At 67.8% G+C, this 17292-nt stretch carries 17 protein-coding genes; 5 read left to right on the top strand and 12 right to left on the bottom strand.

From position 1 onward, the window contains the following. Window position 1: 1 nt before the first annotated feature. The 6 genes from ACFVJ5_RS01430 to uvrC form a co-directional block, all read right to left on the bottom strand. A complete protein-coding gene (locus tag ACFVJ5_RS01430) occupies window positions 2–1216 on the bottom strand; it encodes a phosphoglycerate kinase (RefSeq protein WP_379217950.1) in 1215 nt (404 codons plus the stop codon). A gap of 5 nt (window positions 1217–1221) precedes the next feature. Then, window positions 1222–2238 carry a type I glyceraldehyde-3-phosphate dehydrogenase gene (gene gap / locus ACFVJ5_RS01425; protein WP_379217948.1) on the bottom strand — a complete coding sequence of 339 codons (1017 nt, stop codon included), beginning with the start codon at window positions 2236–2238 and terminating at the stop codon, window positions 1222–1224. 216 nt (window positions 2239–2454) lie between these two features. Next, complete coding sequence (gene whiA / locus ACFVJ5_RS01420; RefSeq protein ID WP_056810477.1) at window positions 2455–3438, bottom strand: DNA-binding protein WhiA; 984 nt, start codon at window positions 3436–3438, stop codon at window positions 2455–2457. Continuing rightward, window positions 3429–4493, bottom strand: coding sequence for a uridine diphosphate-N-acetylglucosamine-binding protein YvcK (gene yvcK / locus ACFVJ5_RS01415; RefSeq protein WP_379217946.1), 1065 nt, complete (start codon window positions 4491–4493; stop codon window positions 3429–3431). The genes whiA and yvcK overlap by 10 nt, the downstream gene beginning before the upstream one ends. Next, complete coding sequence (gene rapZ, locus ACFVJ5_RS01410) at window positions 4490–5446, bottom strand: RNase adapter RapZ (RefSeq protein ID WP_358062678.1); 957 nt, start codon at window positions 5444–5446, stop codon at window positions 4490–4492. Before rapZ ends, yvcK begins: the two co-directional genes overlap by 4 nt. Window positions 5447–5566: 120 nt before the next feature. Beyond that, window positions 5567–7552 (bottom strand): excinuclease ABC subunit UvrC, encoded by a 1986-nt coding sequence (uvrC, locus tag ACFVJ5_RS01405; protein ID WP_378627060.1) that lies wholly within the window; start codon window positions 7550–7552, stop codon window positions 5567–5569. 234 nt (window positions 7553–7786) lie between these two features. Between uvrC and ACFVJ5_RS01400 the strand changes: the two genes are divergently transcribed. Then, the gene (locus ACFVJ5_RS01400; protein ID WP_379217944.1) at window positions 7787–8200 is read left to right on the top strand and encodes a hypothetical protein; all 414 of its coding nucleotides are present in this window, start codon (window positions 7787–7789) and stop codon (window positions 8198–8200) included. Between the two features lie 10 nt (window positions 8201–8210). On the opposite strand, the gene ACFVJ5_RS01395 is transcribed toward ACFVJ5_RS01400, so the two are convergent. Next, entirely contained in the window at window positions 8211–8903 is a 693-nt protein-coding gene (locus ACFVJ5_RS01395; protein WP_379217942.1) for an HAD family hydrolase, read from the bottom strand. A 168-nt stretch (window positions 8904–9071) separates the two neighbouring features. Between ACFVJ5_RS01395 and ggt the strand changes: the two genes are divergently transcribed. Next, a complete protein-coding gene (ggt, locus tag ACFVJ5_RS01390; RefSeq protein ID WP_379217941.1) occupies window positions 9072–11024 on the top strand; it encodes a gamma-glutamyltransferase in 1953 nt (650 codons plus the stop codon). Between the two features lie 89 nt (window positions 11025–11113). On the opposite strand, the gene ACFVJ5_RS01385 is transcribed toward ggt, so the two are convergent. The 4 genes from ACFVJ5_RS01385 to ACFVJ5_RS01370 form a co-directional block, all read right to left on the bottom strand. After that, window positions 11114–11599, bottom strand: coding sequence for a PH domain-containing protein (locus tag ACFVJ5_RS01385; RefSeq protein WP_170112326.1), 486 nt, complete (start codon window positions 11597–11599; stop codon window positions 11114–11116). A 2-nt stretch (window positions 11600–11601) separates the two neighbouring features. Continuing rightward, entirely contained in the window at window positions 11602–12078 is a 477-nt protein-coding gene (gene ribH / locus ACFVJ5_RS01380; protein ID WP_378627052.1) for a 6,7-dimethyl-8-ribityllumazine synthase, read from the bottom strand. A 25-nt stretch (window positions 12079–12103) separates the two neighbouring features. After that, window positions 12104–13348, bottom strand: coding sequence for a bifunctional 3,4-dihydroxy-2-butanone-4-phosphate synthase/GTP cyclohydrolase II (locus ACFVJ5_RS01375; protein WP_378627050.1), 1245 nt, complete (start codon window positions 13346–13348; stop codon window positions 12104–12106). 207 nt (window positions 13349–13555) lie between these two features. Next, window positions 13556–14179, bottom strand: coding sequence for a riboflavin synthase (locus tag ACFVJ5_RS01370; protein ID WP_379217939.1), 624 nt, complete (start codon window positions 14177–14179; stop codon window positions 13556–13558). Between the two features lie 549 nt (window positions 14180–14728). Between ACFVJ5_RS01370 and ACFVJ5_RS01365 the strand changes: the two genes are divergently transcribed. Further along, a complete protein-coding gene (locus ACFVJ5_RS01365) occupies window positions 14729–15199 on the top strand; it encodes a hypothetical protein (protein ID WP_379217937.1) in 471 nt (156 codons plus the stop codon). Here the strand turns inward: ACFVJ5_RS01365 and rpe are convergent, their stop codons facing one another. Beyond that, window positions 15200–15856, bottom strand: a complete 657-nt coding sequence (gene rpe / locus ACFVJ5_RS01360; protein ID WP_378628313.1) for a ribulose-phosphate 3-epimerase — start codon at window positions 15854–15856, stop codon at window positions 15200–15202. 99 nt (window positions 15857–15955) lie between these two features. Here rpe and ACFVJ5_RS01355 point away from each other — a divergent pair, with 99 nt between their 5' ends. Beyond that, window positions 15956–16378 carry an ATP-binding protein gene (locus tag ACFVJ5_RS01355; RefSeq protein WP_379217935.1) on the top strand — a complete coding sequence of 141 codons (423 nt, stop codon included), beginning with the start codon at window positions 15956–15958 and terminating at the stop codon, window positions 16376–16378. Next, the gene (locus tag ACFVJ5_RS01350) at window positions 16378–17277 is read left to right on the top strand and encodes an RNA polymerase sigma factor SigF (RefSeq protein WP_379217933.1); all 900 of its coding nucleotides are present in this window, start codon (window positions 16378–16380) and stop codon (window positions 17275–17277) included. The genes ACFVJ5_RS01355 and ACFVJ5_RS01350 overlap by 1 nt, the downstream gene beginning before the upstream one ends. The last annotated feature ends 15 nt before the right edge of the window (window positions 17278–17292 follow it).

Here is a 17292-nt window from a genome sequence, read left to right as displayed (position 1 = left end):
CTCAGCCCTCCAGCACCGAAATACCGGGCAGCTCTTTGCCTTCCAGGTATTCCAGGGAAGCGCCGCCACCGGTGGAGATGTGCGAGAAGCCGTCGTCGGGCAGGCCGAGCGCACGCACGGCGGCCGCCGAGTCGCCGCCGCCGACGACCGTGAACGCACCCTTGGAGGTAGCGGTCACGATGGCTTCGGCGACACCACGGGTACCCGCGGCGAACTTCTCGAACTCGAACACGCCCATCGGGCCGTTCCAGAACACGGTCTTCGCTTCGGTGAGCAGTGCGGAGAACCGCGACACCGACTCGGGGCCGATGTCCAGGCCGAGCCAGCCGTCGGGGATCTCGGTCGACGCGACAGTCTCGGTATCGGCGTCGGCCGCGAACTTGTCGGCCACCACGATGTCGACCGGCAGGTGCAGCACGTCGCCGAAGCGCTCGAGCAGATCCTTGCAGGTATCGATCATCTCGGCCTGCAGCAGCGAGCCACCGACCGGAAGTCCTTGCGCGGCAAGGAAGGTGAAGCACATGCCGCCGCCGATCACCAGGGTGTCGACCTTGGGGGCCAGCGCCTCGATCACCGCGAGCTTGTCGGAGACCTTGGAGCCACCGAGCACCACCGCGTACGGGCGGGCCGGGTCCTGGGTGAGCTTCTGCAGCACCTCGACCTCGGCCGCGACCAGCGTGCCCGCGTAGTGCGGGAGCTGCTGGGCCACGTCGTAGACCGACGCCTGCTCGCGGTGCACCACGCCGAAACCGTCGGAGACGAACGCACCGTCGTCGCCGACCAGCTCGACGAACGCCGCGGCCAGCTTGGCCCGCGCCGACTCGTCCTTGCTGGTCTCACGCGGATCGAAGCGCACGTTCTCCAGCAGCAGCACGTCGCCGTCGGTGAGACCCTCCGAGCGCGAGAGCGCGTCGTAGCCCACCACGTCACCGGCCAGCTGGACGTTGCGACCCAGCAGCTCGGCCAGCTTCGCCGCCACGGGGGCGAGGGAGAACTTGGCGTCGGGCTCGCCCTTGGGGCGGCCCAGGTGTGCCATCACGACCACCTTGGCGCCGGCCTCGACCAGCGCCTGAATGGTGGGCACCGAGGCGATGATGCGGCCCGGGTCGGTGATCTGACCGTTGTCGTCGAGGGGAACGTTCAGGTCGGAGCGTACGAGCACGCCCCGACCCTCGACACCCTCGGCCAGGAGATCCTGCAGTGTCTGAACAGTCATCGCGTTCAGAGCGACTTGCCGACGAGATCGACCAGGTTGGCCAGCCGGTTCGAGTAACCCCACTCGTTGTCGTACCAGGAGACGACCTTGACCTGGTTGTCGATGACCTTGGTCAGCGGTGCGTCGTAGATCGACGAGTGCGGGTCGGTGACGATGTCACTGGACACGATCGGGTCCTCGTTGTACTTGAGGATGCCCTTCATCGGGCCCTCGGCGGCGGCCTTCATCGCGGCGTTGATCTCTTCGATGGTGGCCGGCTTCGCCAGGGTGGCGGTGAGGTCGGTGACCGAGCCCGTCGGGACCGGAACGCGCAGCGCGTAGCCGTCGAGCTTGCCCTGCAGTTCGGGCAGCACCAGGCCGATGGCCTTCGCGGCACCGGTGCCGGTGGGCACGATGTTCAGGGCCGCGGCGCGGGCGCGACGCAGGTCCTTGTGCGGCGCGTCCTGCAGGTTCTGGTCCTGGGTGTAGGCGTGAATGGTCGTCATCAGACCGTTCACGATGCCGAACGAGTCGTTGAGCACCTTGGCGATCGGGCCCAGGCAGTTCGTGGTGCACGACGCGTTGGAGATGATGTTCTGGGTGCCGTCGTACTTGTCGTCGTTGACGCCCATCACGATGGTGATGTCGTCGCCGGTGGCAGGCGCGGAGATGATGACCTTCTTGGCGCCGGCGGACAGGTGGCCCTTGGCCTTCTCTGCGGCGGTGAAGATGCCGGTCGACTCGACGACCACGTCGACGTTCAGGTCGGCCCACGGCAGTGCCGAGGGGCCTTCCTTGATCGCGAGCGCCTTGATGCGCTGCTCGCCGACCACGATGGTGTCGCCCTCGACGGAGACGTCCTGCGGCAGACGACCCAGGATCGAGTCGTACTTCAGCAGGGTGGCGAGGGTGTTGATGTCGGTGAGGTCGTTGACCGCGACGATCTCGATATCGGTCTCGCCGACGGCCTTCAGCGCCTCCACCGCACGGAAGAAATTACGTCCGATACGACCGAAGCCGTTGATACCTACCCGGACAGTCACGTTATCGCTCCTCAGCTTTCAAGCGGATTCATTCCGACGGTAACCACAGTAGTAGCCGCGCCAGCCTTCACGACAGCCACCTGTGAGTTGTGAGCTCCCCGGCCTCAGGCCTGCGGAGACCCCAGAATAGAGGGCAGAGCGGTCATGTATGACCGCTCTGCACTAATCGTCGGATTCGCCACACCTTTCGGCGTGCGGAGCCTGTGCCTGTTCCTACTACGCGTCGTCGAGCAGTTCGGCTGTCACCGCGGACTCGGTATCGGGGATGCCGAGGTCCTTGGCGCGCCGGTCGGCCATCGACAGCAATCGCCGGATCCGGCCCGCGACAGCGTCTTTGGTCATCGGCGGCTCGGCCAGCTGACCGAGTTCCTCCAGGGAGGCCTGCCGATGCTGCACCCGGAGCCTGCCCGCCGCGGCGAGATGCTCGGGAACATCGTCGGCGAGGATCTCGAGCGCCCGTTCGACCCGGGCCGCCGCCGCGACGGCCGCGCGCGCCGAACGACGCAGGTTCGCGTCGTCGAAATTGGCGAGCCGGTTGGCGGTGGCCCGCACCTCGCGGCGCATCCGCCGTTCTTCCCAGGTGAGCCTGGTGTCCTGCGCGCCCATCCGGGTGAGCAGGGCGCCGATGGCCTCGCCGTCACGCACCACGACCCGATCCGTGCCGCGCACCTCGCGCGCCTTCGCGGTGATGCCGAGCCTGCGCGCCGCGCCGACCAGCGCCAGTGCGGCCTCCGGACCGGGGCAGCTCACCTCGAGCGCCGAGGAACGACCCGGCTCGGTGAGCGAGCCGTGCGCGAGAAACGCGCCACGCCATGCCGCTTCGGCGTCACCGATGCTGCCGCCGACAACCTGGGCGGGCAGCCCGCGCACCGGGCGGCCGCGCACGTCGAGCAATCCGGTCTGGCGCGCGAGCGCCTCGCCTTCCTTCGACACCCGCACGACATAGCGGGAGGTCTTACGCAACCCGCCCGCGCCGAGCACGTGCACGTCGGAGCCGTATCCGTACAGCTCGAAGATCTCTCTGCGCAGTCGCCGGGCGATGGAACCCATGTCCACCTCGGCTTCCACGATCACCCTGCCCCCTACGATGTGCAGACCGCCCGCAAACCGCAGCAACGCCGACAGTTCCGCTTTGCGCGAGCTGACCTGCGACACCACGAGCCTGCTCAGCTCGTCCTTCACCTCGGCTGTCATCGCCACGAGACGCGCTCCTTTCCCACCGACCCCGAACGCTCATCTGGAACACTGTGCACATCTGAGGCACTGTGCCGTCTCTCGAATCGAAGCCCAGTCAGTTGCGACCGCGGCGACCGGATCAGCTGATCCAGTGCGGCGGCAAGTTTTCCGGGATGATGCCGATCCGTTCCCGGCTCGGCGACATCGCAGAACGTTACCCGTGCACGCAACTGTTCGGCGGCTCTTGCCACATGTTCCCGTTGCCGCCCCTCGGGCACCGATGCCGAGTCGACGAGCACATCGTCGACCGCGAAATCCGGTGCGTGCTGGGACAATACATGCAGATGACGCTCCGCGGAAAAGCCGGCCGTCTCGCCGGGCTCCGCCGCCAGATTCAGAACGAGCACTTTGCGTGCCCGCGTGCGCACCAGCGCCGCGTGCAATTGCGGCACCAGGACATGCGGAATGACGCTGGTGAACCACGAACCGGGTCCCAGCACAACAACATCCGCGTCATCGATGGCCGAGGTCGCCTCGGGGCTGGCAGGCGGATCGGACGGAATCAGCCGCACCCGCCGGACCTTACCCGGCGTGGTCGCCACCGCAACCTGACCGCGCACGCACCGGCCGATCCGCGGATCCGACTCCAGACCCGATACTTCGGCCTCGATGTCGAGCGGAATCGGCGACATCGGCAGCACCCGGCCGGTGATCCGCAGCAGCCTGCCCACCTCGTCGAGCGCGGCCACCGGATCACCGAGGATATCGGTGAGTCCGGCCAGGATCAGATTGCCCACCGAGTGCCCGGCGAGCGCGCCGGTGCCGCCGAAGCGGTGCTGCACCGTCGTGGTCCACACACCGTCGGCGTCGTCGGACAGCGCTGCCAGGGCCATCCGCAGATCACCCGGTGGGAGCATGCCCAGCTCGGCGCGCAGCCGACCGGAGGACCCGCCGTCGTCGGCGACGGTGACGACGGCGGTGATCTGCCTCGTCAGCCTGCGCACGGCCGTCAATGTCGCGTACAGCCCATGTCCGCCGCCCAGCGCGACGACGGCTGGGTCGGCTTCGATTCCACTCATTCGCGCCCCAGATCCCGGTGGACGACGCGCACGACGTCCACCGCCACGTGCCCGGTATCGGCGCCGATGCGCTCACCCAGTGCCTCGGCGATAGCGACGCTGCGATGTTTGCCGCCGGTGCACCCCACTGCCACGGTCATGTATCGCTTCCCCTCTTGGCGGTATCCGGTCGTGGTCAGGTCGACCAGGTGTTTGCCGGTCTGCAGGTAGTCCCGCGCACCCGGCCTGGACAGCACGTAGTCGCTGACCACCGACTCCTGTCCTGTGTGTTCCCGCAATTCCGGAATCCAATGCGGGTTGGGCAGGAATCGCACGTCCAACACCATGTCGGCGTCGAGGGGAACACCGTACTTGAAGCCGAACGACTGCACGGTCAGTTGCAGTGCGGCTGGCGCGCCCGCGCCGTATGCCTCCTCCAGCTTGCGGTGCAGCTGGTGGATCGAGAGCTCAGTGGTGTCGATGACGAGGTCGGCGGCCCCCTTGACCGGGGCGAGCCTGGCTCGTTCGGCGGTGAGACCGGCCGAGAGCGTCCCGTCGGGGCTGTCGCTCTGCAGCGGATGACGGCGCCGGGCGAAGCCGAACCGCCGGATCAGCACGTCGTCGGAGGCCTCGAGGAACAGCACTCTGGTGCGGATGCCCGCGCCGCGCAGCTGCTCGGTGACGCCGGAGAGCTCGCCGGTGAAGAACCGGCTGCGCACGTCCATGACCAGCGCTAGCCGCCGGATCGGCGGGTCGGCCGCGGCGCCCAGCTCGATCATCCGCCCGATCAGCTCGGGCGGTAGGTTGTCGGTCACGTACCAGCCCAGGTCCTCCAGCACGCGCGCGGCAGTGCCGCGGCCCGCGCCGGACAAGCCGGTCACGATGACCACTTCTACTGGTTGCTGTGTGTCGGTGACCGTCCCGGATTGCCCGGGTGCCGCCCCCGCATTGTTATTCGATTCGACGCGTGTCATGTCCTACCGGATCCGTTTCTGGGTGCCTTTCGATCATCCCGCACCGGTTCGGGTATCGGGCGCAGACACACAACGTACGGCACACGCAATGTTGCGTCCTGCGATACCGGCCGCCGGCGGCTACGGACTGTTGAGTGCCGCGAGCACTGCTTTCGCCGTCGACACCCCGATTCCGGGCACCGAGGTGATTTCCTCGACAGTCGCGTCCTTGATCCTGGCGACCGAGCCGAAGTGGGTGACCAGGGCGGTTCGCCTCGTCTCGCCAAGGCCCGGCACCGAGTCCAGCGCCGACGCTGTCATCCGGCGTGAGCGTTTGCTGCGGTGGAAGGTGATGGCGAAGCGGTGGGCTTCGTCGCGCACGCGTTGCAGCAGGAACAGCGCTTCGCTGTTGCGCGGCATGATCACCGGGTCGGCTTCGCCGGGCACCCACACCTCTTCGAGGCGTTTGGCCAGGCCGATCACCGCGACATCGGTGATGCCCAGTTCGTCGAGGACCTCGGCGGCGGCGGCGACCTGAGGTGCGCCGCCGTCGACGACGTAAAGGTTGGGCGGGTAGGCGAAGCGGCGCGGCCGGCCGGTGGTGGGATCGATGCCGGGACGCGAGGCGGGTTCGTCGACCTCGTCGGGTTCGATCTCGACGGGTTGTTCGCGGTCGCGGGCCAGCCGCGCGAAGCGGCGGCGGGTCACCTCGGCGATGCTGCCGACGTCGTCGGAGCGGCCGTCGCCCGCGGCTTCCTTGATCGCGTAGTGGCGGTAGTCGGACTTGCGGGCCAGACCGTCTTCGAAGACCACCAGCGAGGCCACGACGTCGGTGCCCTGCACGTGGCTGATGTCGACGCATTCGATCCGCAGCGGGGCACTGTCGAGTTCGAGCGCGTCCTGGATGTCTTGCAGCGCTTGCGATCTCGAGGTGAGGTCACCGGCGCGGCGGAGCTTGTGCTGAGCCAGCGCCTCGGCGGCGTTGCGCTGCACCGTCTCGGCGAGTGCCTTCTTGTCGCCACGCTGCGGAATGCGCAGCGACACCGCGGAGCCGCGCATCTTGCTGAGCCACTCCCCGATCTCCTCGGCGTCGGCGGGCAATTCGGGGACCAGCACTTCCCTCGGGACGACGATGGCCGCGTCACCGTTCTGGTCCGCCATGGCGGCCTGCTCGCCGTAGAACTGGGTGAGGAACTGTTCGACCAGAGCCGCCATCTCGGTTCCCGATTCCGCGACGTCGAGCGCGTCACCGGATTTGTCGACGACCCAGCCGCGCTGGCCGCGAACGCGTCCGTCGCGGACGTGGAAGATCTGGACGGCGGCTTCGAGTTCGTCGGTGGCGAAGGCGATCACATCGGCGTCGGTGCCGGTGCCGAGCACCACGGCCTGCTTTTCGAGGGCGCGGCGTAGCGCCTGCACGTCGTCGCGCAGGCGGGCGGCGTTCTCGAAGTCGAGGTCTTCGGCGGCCTCGTGCATGCGGCGTTCGAGCGCGCGCACCATCTTGTCGGTCTTGCCGGACAGGAAGTCGCAGAAGTCCTCGACGATCTGGCGGTGCTCGTCGGCGCTGACCCGGCCCACGCACGGCGCGGAACACTTGTCGATGTAGCCGAGCAGGCACGGACGCCCGATCTGGCTGTGCCGCTTGAAGACTCCGTTGGAGCAGGTTCGCGCGGGGAACACCCGCAGCAACAGGTCGAGGGTCTCGCGGATCGCCCAGGCGTGCGCGTAGGGGCCGAAGTAGCGCACGCCCTTCTTGCGGGCGCCCCGGTAGACGAACAGTCGCGGATACTCCTCGTTGAGAGTCACCGCCAGTACCGGGTAGGTCTTGTCGTCGCGGTATCGCACATTGAATCGCGGATCGAATTCCTTGATCCAGTTGTACTCGAGCTGCAGCGCCTCCACCTCGGTGGACACCACCGTCCACTCCACAGCGGCCGCCGTGGTGACCATCTGCTTGGTGCGCGGATGCAGCGAGTACACATCGGCGAAATAGGAATTCAGCCGACTCCGCAGGCTCTTCGCCTTGCCCACATAGATGACCCGCCCGTGCACGTCCCGGAATTTGTACACACCGGGTTCGACGGGAATCGTGCCCGGCGCCGGCCGGTACGTCGCGGGATCTGCCACCCATCCAGCCTAGCGAGAGGCTCCGACAGGACCGCATCGCCGAGGCGTCAACCGGCGCAGCAGCCCTACGGCCAACCTTCGGCCTACATCGATGCGATGGGCGGCGCGGTCGGCAACCAACTCGATAATGGCCGCCCCGGCGTCGGCCGAGGGAGCGAGCGAGGTCGCTGGGGTGGGCTGTGCGCCCGCCTGTGTAGCGTGAGTGCTCGGATTATGTGCCCGAAAGGACGTCCGATGAGCAATGCCCCCGCCCTGCCGCGAACCGGCGACGACCTGTACGACGACGAGGTGTCCCCACACGGAGTCATGCCGGGGACGGTGCGCGGAGCGCGGCTGATCGCCGCGGTCGCCACCGCCGTCGGAGTGGTGCTGATCGCGATCACGGTGGCGCTGGGCGGCTCGCTCGGCCCGCTGCTCGCCGGGTATCTGCCGTCCTTCGCGCTGGTTCCGCTGGTGCTGCTGTTCCGGCAGGGCGGTGATCTGGTGCGCAAGGCGACGATCGGCGTCGCGGTGCTGGCGTGTCTGGTGTCGTCGACGGGCATTCTCACCGGGCTGCCGCCGGGTGTGGTCGGCGTCGTCGCCAATGGCGCGGTCGCGGGGATGCTCCTTCGGCCCTCCGCCCGGACCTGGTTCACCCGCGAACGCTGACCTGCTCCGGTCAGTCGGCAGTTCGGATGCCGTGTTCGGCGAGTGCGTCGATGAGGGCGCGGGGGCGATCGATGGTGGGGACCGCGTCGACGAGGGCGAAGCGGGCGCCGAGGGTGGTGGCGCCACCGTCCGCTTCGGTGCTGTCGCCGATCATGAGGACACGCTCGGGGTCGACGCCGAGGCGGTCGGTGGCGTCGCGGAAGATCTGGGCGTTCGGTTTGATGGCGCCTACTTCGTAGGACAGGGTCATCGCACCGATCAGGTCCGTCCAGCCGTGCTTCGCGAAGGCGGGGCGGATGTCGAAGGCGATGTTGCTGACGATGCCGACCGGAATTCCTTGTGCGGCAAGGGATTCCAGGACCGTACCGGTGTCGGGGTACGGAGTCCAGGTGAGTGGGTCGATGAGGCGTTCGTAGAGGCGGGTCGCCTGAATGCCGGGAACGCCGGAGCCGCGCAGCACCTCCAGGTAGGCGTGGCGGTGCAGGGCGGGGTCGAGATCACGGTTGTCCCAGGCGTGTTGGCCCGCCGCGTCGAAGGTCATGAACTGCTCGACCGGGGCCGTCATCCGCCGCAGCACTTCGGCTTTCGCCGCGATGTCGAAGGGTGTTCCGTCGTCGCCGACGAGTTCGTCGGCCCAGGTCCGGTCGTCTTCCAAACGGAAGACCGTGCCCGAGTAGTCGAACAGCACCGCATCGATGTCCATATCAGTCAGGGTAGCCAGCCCGCGACTGCGGCTCCGGCGGAAACCGGCCGGGGAGTCCAGGATTCGCGAACTCGTCATCCGGGCGTCGAGATCGTCGCGGTGGTCCGCGGCATGCGCCCCGGCGGAAAAAGCTCGAATGGTGTCGGACCGGCGAGTTACGCTGCCTACATGACGCCAAGGCGACGGACGTGGATCGGGGCCACGACGGCCGCAGTGCTCGCGGTGGGGGTACTGGCCGGTTGTTCGACAGATGAGAAGACGGCTGCCGAGTGTACGAGCACACCCAACGGCACTCCGGTGTCCGCGGCGCCCGCGACGGGTGGGGGTGCGCCGACCTCGCAGAACCTCAGCACCAATCCTGAGATCTCGTCGGGATATCGCTCGGATATGACGGCGGTGCGCACCAGTACCTACGCGGTCTCGACCGCCAATCCGATCGCCACCGAGGCCGCGTGCCGGGTGCTGCGCGCGGGTGGCACCGCCGCCGACGCGCTGGTCACCGCGCAGGCGGTACTCGGGCTGGTCGAACCGCAGGCCTCCGGCATCGGCGGTGGCGCGTTCCTGGTGCACTACGACGCGAAGTCGCGCACGGTCGACACCTACGACGGCCGCGAGACCGCCCCCGCCGCGGCGACCGAGAACTATCTGCGCTGGGTCAGCGACACCGATCGCACCGAACCCGCGCCGAACACCCGGGCCAGCGGCCGATCCATCGGCGTGCCCGGAGTGCTGCGGATGCTCGAACTCGCGCACCAGGAACACGGGATGAGCGCCTGGAAGGAACTGTTCGATCCCGCGATCAGCCTGTCCGACAACGGTTTCGAGATCAGCCCACGGCTGGCCGGCCAGATCGCCGAATCCGCGAAGGACCTGGCCGCCGACGAGGCCGCGCGCGGCTACTTCCTCGAAGCCGACGGTGCGCCCAAGAAGTCGGGCACCGTCCTCACCAATCCGGCGCTGGCGAAAACGCTCTCGGCGATCGCGACCGACGGCGCGAAAGCCTTCTACAGCGGCGCCATCGCCCAGGACATCGTCGAGGCGGCGGGCAGCACGGCGGGCGGTCGTACCCCGAGCGCGCTGACCACCACCGACCTGGCGAATTACGAGGCAAGGAAGCGCACGGCGCTGTGCACCGGGTATCGCAAGTACGAACTGTGCGGCATGCCCGCGCCGTCCTCGGGCGGAACCACCGTCGCCGCGACCCTGGGCATCCTCGCCAACTTCGACATCCCCGCGCTACGCCCCCAGGAACTCGATGCCAACGGCGGGCGCCCCGACGCGCAGGCCGTGCACCTGATCTCCGAAGCGGAGCGGCTGGCCTACGCCGATCGCAACAAGTACGTCGCCGACCCGGATTTCGTTCCGCTGCCGGGTAATTCGGCACTCTCACTCGTCCACCCGCAGTACCTCAAGGAGCGGTCGGCCCTGATCGACCCGCAGCGCAGCATGGGAACCGCCAAGCCCGGCAACCTCGGGCCGGTCCCCCTCGGCAACGGTCCGCAGCCGCCCGAGCACGGCACCAGCCACATCTCCGTGATCGACAAGTACGGCAACGCCGCCGCCATGACCACAACGGTCGAATCGGCGTTCGGGTCTTTCCATCTCGTCGACGGATTCGTGCTCAACAATCAGCTCACCGACTTCGCCGCCGACCCTGTCGACCCCGATGGGACACCGGTGGCCAACCGCCTCCAGCCCAACAAGCGCCCGCGCAGTTCGATGGCCCCGACCCTGGTGTTCGATCGTGACGACAAGGGCGACCGTGGCGAACTGAAGCTCGTCACGGGCTCACCCGGTGGTTCGGTGATCATCCAGTTCGTCGTGAAAACACTGGTCAATGCACTGGACTGGGGTCTCGACCCGCAACAGGCAGTCTCCGGGGTGTCGTTCGGCGCCGGCAATACGCCGGTCACCGGCGTAGGCGGTGAGCACCCGGACATCAATGCGACCGACAACGGCGACCACGATCCGCTGGTCGAGAAGCTGCGGGCAATGGGCCATCAGGTGTCGGTGGCACCGCAGTCCAGCGGGCTCAGCGCCCTGCAGCACAACGGCAAGGACGGCTGGATCGGCGGTGCGGATCCGCGCCGCGAGGGAGCGGTCCTCGGCGATACCCGCTGATGCGCTGGTCTGTGCGTCACCACTAGGTGGCGCACAGACCGCAGCGTTGCCGGCAATCAGTCGGCTCCGGGTGCCAACGCTCGGTGAAGTCAGTCCTGCGGGGCGTAGCGGGCGCCGAGTTCGCGGACGCGCTCGATGGCGTCGGCGGCGTGGGTCTTGTCGTTGGAACGGATCGCCAGCATCGGGACGTAATCGTCATCGGCCAGTTCGAGACGGGCCCATGCCTTGCGGTCCGGGAAGGACGCGCCGCGGATGTAGGCCCACGGGTACACCTGCTCGCCCAGGATGTTGCGCACCCCGACGCCCTGGCTGCCCGCGCGCACTCGCGGACGGGTGAGCATCAGCACCGCGCCCGCGCCGACAACCCCGATCAGGATCATCGCGACCTGATCGGCGACCCGGAAGTTCACCCCGGTCGACCCGGTGCGCAGCAGCAGCCCGCCCGCGGTGAAGGCGACGAGGATGACGATCGCGACCACGATGGCGGTGCGGGTCGCCCGGCGCGGACGCACCTGGAACTCCCAGCCCGCGTCGGGCTCGGGAGCACTGCGACGCCACGTCCGCACCACCGGCACGGTCACACCGATCGCAGCGCGCGCAAGGTGAGCGCGGCGTCGAGTGCGGCGGCGCAGGCCTGTTCGCCCTTGTCCTCCGCCGAACCGGGCAGCCCGGCCCGATCGCGCGCCTGTTCCTCGTCGTTCGTGGTGAGCACGCCGTTGGTGACGGGGGTGGCCGCATCGAGCGACACCCGGGTCAGCCCGGCCGTCACCGCATCGCACACGTACTCGAAATGCGGTGTGCCACCACGGATCACGACACCCAGGGCCACGACAGCATCGTGTGTGCGCGCCAGCTCCTGCGCGACGACCGGTAGCTCCATCGCGCCGGCGCAGCGCACCACGGTCACGTGTTCGACGCCGGCTTCCTTGGCCACCCGTTCGGCATTCGCCACCAGGGTGTCGCAGATCTCGGTGTGCCAGCGCGAGGCGACGATGCCGAGTTTGACGTCTTTGGCCTGCGCCAAGGCAAAGCTCGGAACACCTGTGCCGCTCATCGTTGCCGCCTTTCGTACGAAGTGATCACTGCGCGGTTTCGCCGAGGTCGAGATCGTCGAGGCCGACCAGGTCGTGGCCCATCCGATCCCGCTTGGTACGCAGGTAGTGCAGGTTCTCGGCATTGGCGCGCAACGGCATCGGGACGCGCTCGGTGATCGCGAGGCCGTAGCCGTCGAGGCCGACCCGCTTGGCCGGATTGTTGGTGAGCAGGCGCATCGAGCGGATGCCGAGATCGACCAGGATCTGCGCGCCGGTGCCGTAGTCACGGGCGTCGGCGGGCAGGCCGAGATCGAGGTTGGCGTCGACGGTGTCGCGGCCGGTGTCCTGCAACTGGTAGGCCTGCAGTTTGTGCATCAGGCCGATGCCACGGCCCTCGTGCCCGCGCATGTAGAGGACGACGCCGCGCCCTTCCTGATCGACCATCTCGAGTGCCGCGTCCAGCTGCGGACCGCAATCGCAGCGCAGCGAGCCGAAGACGTCACCGGTCAGGCATTCCGAGTGCACGCGCACCAGCACGTCCTCGCCGTCACCGATGTCGCCGCGCACCAGCGCGACGTGCTCGGCATCGTCGAAGATGCTCTGGTAGCCCACGGCCTTGAAATCGCCGTGCGCGGTCGGAATACGGGCTTCGGCCACCCGCACGACATGCTTCTCGTGCTTGCGCCGCCAGGCGATCATGTCGGCGATCGAGATCATCGCCAGGTTGTGCTCGTCGGCGAACACGCGCAGCTCGTCGGTGCGGGCCATGTGCCCGTCGTCCTTCTGGCTGACGATCTCGCAGATCACGCCCGCGGGGCGCAAGCCGGCCATCCGGGCCAGATCGACCGCGGCCTCGGTGTGGCCGGGCCTGCGCAGCACGCCGCCGTCCTTGGCGCGCAGTGGCACCACATGGCCGGGGCGGGTGAACTCGTCGGCCTTGGCCTGCGCGCTGGCCAGCAGGCGCATGGTGACGGCCCGGTCGGCGCCGGAGATGCCGGTGGTGATGCCCTCGCGCGCATCCACCGAGACGGTGTAGGCGGTGCCGTGCTTGTCCTGGTTCATCGCGTACGCGGGGGGCAGGCCGAGCCGGTCGCAGTCGTCGGCGGTCAACGGCACGCAGATGTAGCCGGAGGTGTAGCGGATCATGAACGCGACCAGCTCCGGGGTGGCCTTCTCGGCCGCGAAGATGAGGTCGCCTTCGTTCTCCCGGTCCTCGTCGTCGATGACGACAACAGCCTTGCCGGCCGCGATATCGGCGACCGCGCGCTCGATGCTGTCCAACCTGGTCACGTCTGCTTGCTCCGTATATTTGGCGGCCGGGGCCGCGGGTTTCTCGGCCCGGTGGGCCTCGATCTTCCCTCCCGGCGGGCACTCCTTCGTCGCACCCGCTGGTCAGTCCAGATCGAGGCGGCCGAGAAACTGCCCTGGGGATGGCAATGACTTCCTACATTACGGCGTGGCCTCGGGGTGTTCTGTGAGGCCCGGTGCCGATCGGTGTCAGCCTCGCTGAGCGAGGCGTTCCACGTACTTGGCGATGACGTCCACCTCGAGGTTCACGGTGGCGCCGACGGGGGCGGTGCCGAGAACGGTGAGGGCGAGGGTGGTCGGGATCAGGGAGACCTCGAACCAATCGCGGGATCCGTCGGCGTTCGGTTCGTCGTCGATGCCGAGCGCGGAGACGGTGAGAGAAACGCCGTCGACGGTGATCGAGCCCTTCTCCACCACATAGCGCGCGATGGAATCCGGCAGCGAGATCCGCACGACCTCCCAGTTCTGCGACGGGGTGCGCCGGAGCACGGTGCCGGTGCCGTCCACGTGGCCCTGCACGAGGTGACCGCCGAGGCGGCTGTTCAACGCGGCCGCGCGCTCGAGGTTGACCGGCGATCCGGGGACCAAGCCGCCGATGCTCGAGCGCTTCAACGTCTCGTCCATGACGTCGACGGTGAAGCTGTCGCCGTCGATCACGTCGACGACGGTGAGGCAGACGCCGTTGACGGCGATCGAATCGCCGTGTCCGGCATCGGAAGTCACCAGCTTGCCGCGGATCGTCAACCGGGCGGCGTCGATCAGCGCTTCGGTGGCCACGATCTCGCCGAGCTCCTCGACGATCCCTGTGAACATGCCTGACTCCCTTGTCGCGTCATCCGTACCCGTTGGGCCCAACAGCAGGTGGGTGGCTGCTATTCCCGCGAGGCCACCCAGCTCGTCGCACAGCCTAGTAGCGCGGGTCGTGAGCCCGGGTCGGGGGCCGAACCCGACCGCGCGCAGCACTTGATCACCGAAAGCGATCGATAGCGCATCGATTCGGTCGCAAAAGTGTATCGACATGAAGCAACACCGCCGTTAATCAATACGGCGGTTGTCGTTCAATCCAATTTTCGGCGAACCGATCCCCGGCATTCATCAGGCTGCCTTAGCCTGGTATTACCCGCCACTACGAACTGGAAACACGGTGAGTGTAATGCTTGCGCCCGCCGCGCCGTTGACGCAATATTGTTACGTCAACGATTCCTGCTGTTCAGCCAGATGTCGGGCCCTGGAACTGCAGGTTCACCAGACATTATCGCCCGGAGCACTGCGGCTTCCGGGAGTTCGCCCCAGGGATAGTCCACCACTCCAGGAAGACAACACTGTGGGTCACAACAGGTTCGCTATATGTGGGGGTGCCGCGTGAGCACATTGATCGATTCGACGCTGGAAATGCGCTGCGTGCGTTATCGGCGAGAACTGCACCTGCCGGCCAAGATCGATTTCGATTCCCGCCGCATTCTGCTCCAGATCGGCGCGCACTACGGCGCGGTCACCATGCCCGGCGATCTGGGCGAGCGCGTGCAGGCTCGACTGCGCGAGGCCGCGATCGCGGGTCCGGTGGTCGATCACCCCCGCGCACGGCGCTGGACGTTCCTCACCGGCCCGTGCCGACCGGATTCCGTCACCGCGACCGCGTCGGCCGAACTGTTCCGCCTGTACGCGACCGTCGCCTGCACGGGCAGCCAGATCGTGCTGCCCTCCCCCGACGACGAGCGCACCGGCTACCGCACCTGGGTGCAGGAACCCGAATCCGGCGACCAGCGGCCGCCGGTGCAGGCCGTCATCGACGCGGCGCGGGCGCTGGGCACCCGCAGACTCCGCTCCCTGTAGTTACGGCAGCCAGGCCGAGGTGGCCAGGTTGCGCAGCTTCTGTACGGCGGCGCCGGGGTCGGCCGTGTTGTAGACGGCCGACCCGGCCACGAAGCAATCGATCCCGGCCGCGGCGGCCTGCTCGATGGTGTCGTCGTTGATGCCGCCGTCGATTTCGACGACCAGGTGCAGTTCGCCGGAGTCGACCAGGTTGCGCACGATCCGCGCCTTCTCCAGCACGCCGGGGATGAACGACTGCCCGCCGAAACCGGGTTCCACGCTCATCACCAGCAGGGTGTCGAATTCGCGCAGGATTTCCAGGTACGGCTCGATCGGGGTGTTCGGCTTCACCGACAGCCCGGCCCGGCCGCCCGCGGCGCGGATATCGCGCGCGACAGCGATCGGATCATCGGTCGCCTCGGCGTGAATGGTGACGTTGTAGGCGCCCGCCTCGGCGTAGCTCGGGGCCCAGCGGCCCGGATCGTCGATCATCAGATGGCAATCGAACGGGATATCGGTCGCCTTCAGCAGGCTCTGCACGATCGGCAGACCCAGCGTGAGGTTCGGCACGAAGTGGCCGTCCATGACGTCGACGTGCAGCCAATCGCATCCTTCGACCGCGGCGGCCTCGGCGGCCAGATTCGCGAAGTCCGCGGACAGGATTGACGGGGCGATCATCGGCTGGGACGGACGGGAGAACGTCGGAGTGGACACAGCGCGCCAGTGTAGCGACGGCGATGGTGATTGCCCTGCCGGGATATGGGTAGCCTTCTCAGGGTGACCAATTTTTCGGCGGAACATGGGCCCTTCGGCGCCCCGGTGGAGATTCGTGTGGCAGCCCAGCTGACGCAGCTGCCAATCGTGCGCGGACTGGCCGAAACACTGGTGCTACTCAGTGATTTCACCCTCGACGAGGTAGCCGATGTGCGCCTCGCCGTGGACGAGGTGTGCTCGACGATCATCGCGATCGCGGGCCCGGATACGCTGCTCACCTGCGAATTCCTCGTCGGCGACTTCGAACTCCAGGTGCGCGTCGACGGTGTCGCTGCGGCGCAGGGCATGCCGGATCAGCGCAGCTTCGGGTGGCATGTGCTGCGCACGCTCTGCGACGAGGTCATCGCCGAGCAGCAGGATTTCGACGGAGGCGTGTCCGGGTATCCGACGACGGTCCGATTCCGCAGGGTCCGGGGGAAGGCATAGTGCACGGCGAGGACAACCAGCGCGATCTCACCGAACCCGATAAAACCGACTCCCCTGCCGCTGAGTCGGAGAACGGCGCAGAACCGGACAAGGAATCCCTCGAGCAGGACACTCTCGAGGAGGAGACCGAAACCCCGGAACCGGTGTCCGGGTACGACGACGTCAGCGCCCTGTTCGAGCGTCTCGCGGCGACCGAGCCGGGCAGTGTCGCGCACGCGGTCGCGCGGGACGCGCTGATCAACCGCTGCATTCCGCTGGCCGACCACATCGCCCGCAAATTCAGCGGGCGCGGCGAGCCGTTCGACGATCTGTCGCAGGTGGCGCGCGTCGGGCTGGTGCACGCGGTGGACCGATTCGACCTGAGTCGCGGCTCGAACTTCCTGTCCTTCGCGGTACCGACGATCATGGGTGAGGTCCGGCGGTACTTCCGGGACAACACCTGGGCGATGCGGGTTCCGCGGCGCGTGAAGGAAACCCACCTGCGCATCGGCGCGGCCGTGGATCAGCTGTCGCAGCGATTGGGGCGCTCCCCCACCGCCAAGGAGATCGCCGCCGAACTCGATGTCGACCCCGACGAGGTCACCCAGGCCGTCATCGCGGGCAACGCCTATCAGCCGACGTCGATCGACGCGGCCTCGATCGGGCGCGACAGCGACGCGTCGCTGCTCGACACCCTCGGCGAGGAAGAGTCGCAGTTCGACCGGGTCGAGGAGTACATCGCGGTGCGGCCGTTGCTGGCGGGCCTGCCCGAACGTGAGCGCCGCATTCTGACCATGCGGTTCTTCGAGTCGATGACGCAGACCCAGATCGCCTCGCAGCTGGGGATCTCGCAGATGCACGTGTCACGGATCCTCGCGAAAACCCTGGCGCGCCTGCGCGAATTGTCCGAACGGGACTGACTCGGGGACAGGACA

The organism is Nocardia sp. NPDC127606, assembly GCF_042671725.1.
GTDB lineage: Bacteria > Actinomycetota > Actinomycetes > Mycobacteriales > Mycobacteriaceae > Nocardia.
The sequence above is the reverse complement of the archived record's forward strand: the minus strand, read 5'-3'. Positions and strand labels throughout refer to the sequence as shown.

Coding starts and splice junctions, on each gene's coding strand:
- ACFVJ5_RS01430 (WP_379217950.1), bottom strand. CDS start 1,216: ATGACTGTTCAGACACTGCAGGATCTCCTGGCCGAGGGTGTCGAGGGT.
- yvcK (WP_379217946.1), bottom strand. CDS start 4,493: ATGAGTGGAATCGAAGCCGACCCAGCCGTCGTCGCGCTGGGCGGCGGA.
- rapZ (WP_358062678.1), bottom strand. CDS start 5,446: ATGACACGCGTCGAATCGAATAACAATGCGGGGGCGGCACCCGGGCAA.
- ACFVJ5_RS01400 (WP_379217944.1), top strand. CDS start 7,787: ATGAGCAATGCCCCCGCCCTGCCGCGAACCGGCGACGACCTGTACGAC.
- ACFVJ5_RS01395 (WP_379217942.1), bottom strand. CDS start 8,903: ATGGACATCGATGCGGTGCTGTTCGACTACTCGGGCACGGTCTTCCGT.
- ggt (WP_379217941.1), top strand. CDS start 9,072: ATGACGCCAAGGCGACGGACGTGGATCGGGGCCACGACGGCCGCAGTG.
- ribH (WP_378627052.1), bottom strand. CDS start 12,078: ATGAGCGGCACAGGTGTTCCGAGCTTTGCCTTGGCGCAGGCCAAAGAC.
- ACFVJ5_RS01370 (WP_379217939.1), bottom strand. CDS start 14,179: ATGTTCACAGGGATCGTCGAGGAGCTCGGCGAGATCGTGGCCACCGAA.
- rpe (WP_378628313.1), bottom strand. CDS start 15,856: ATGATCGCCCCGTCAATCCTGTCCGCGGACTTCGCGAATCTGGCCGCC.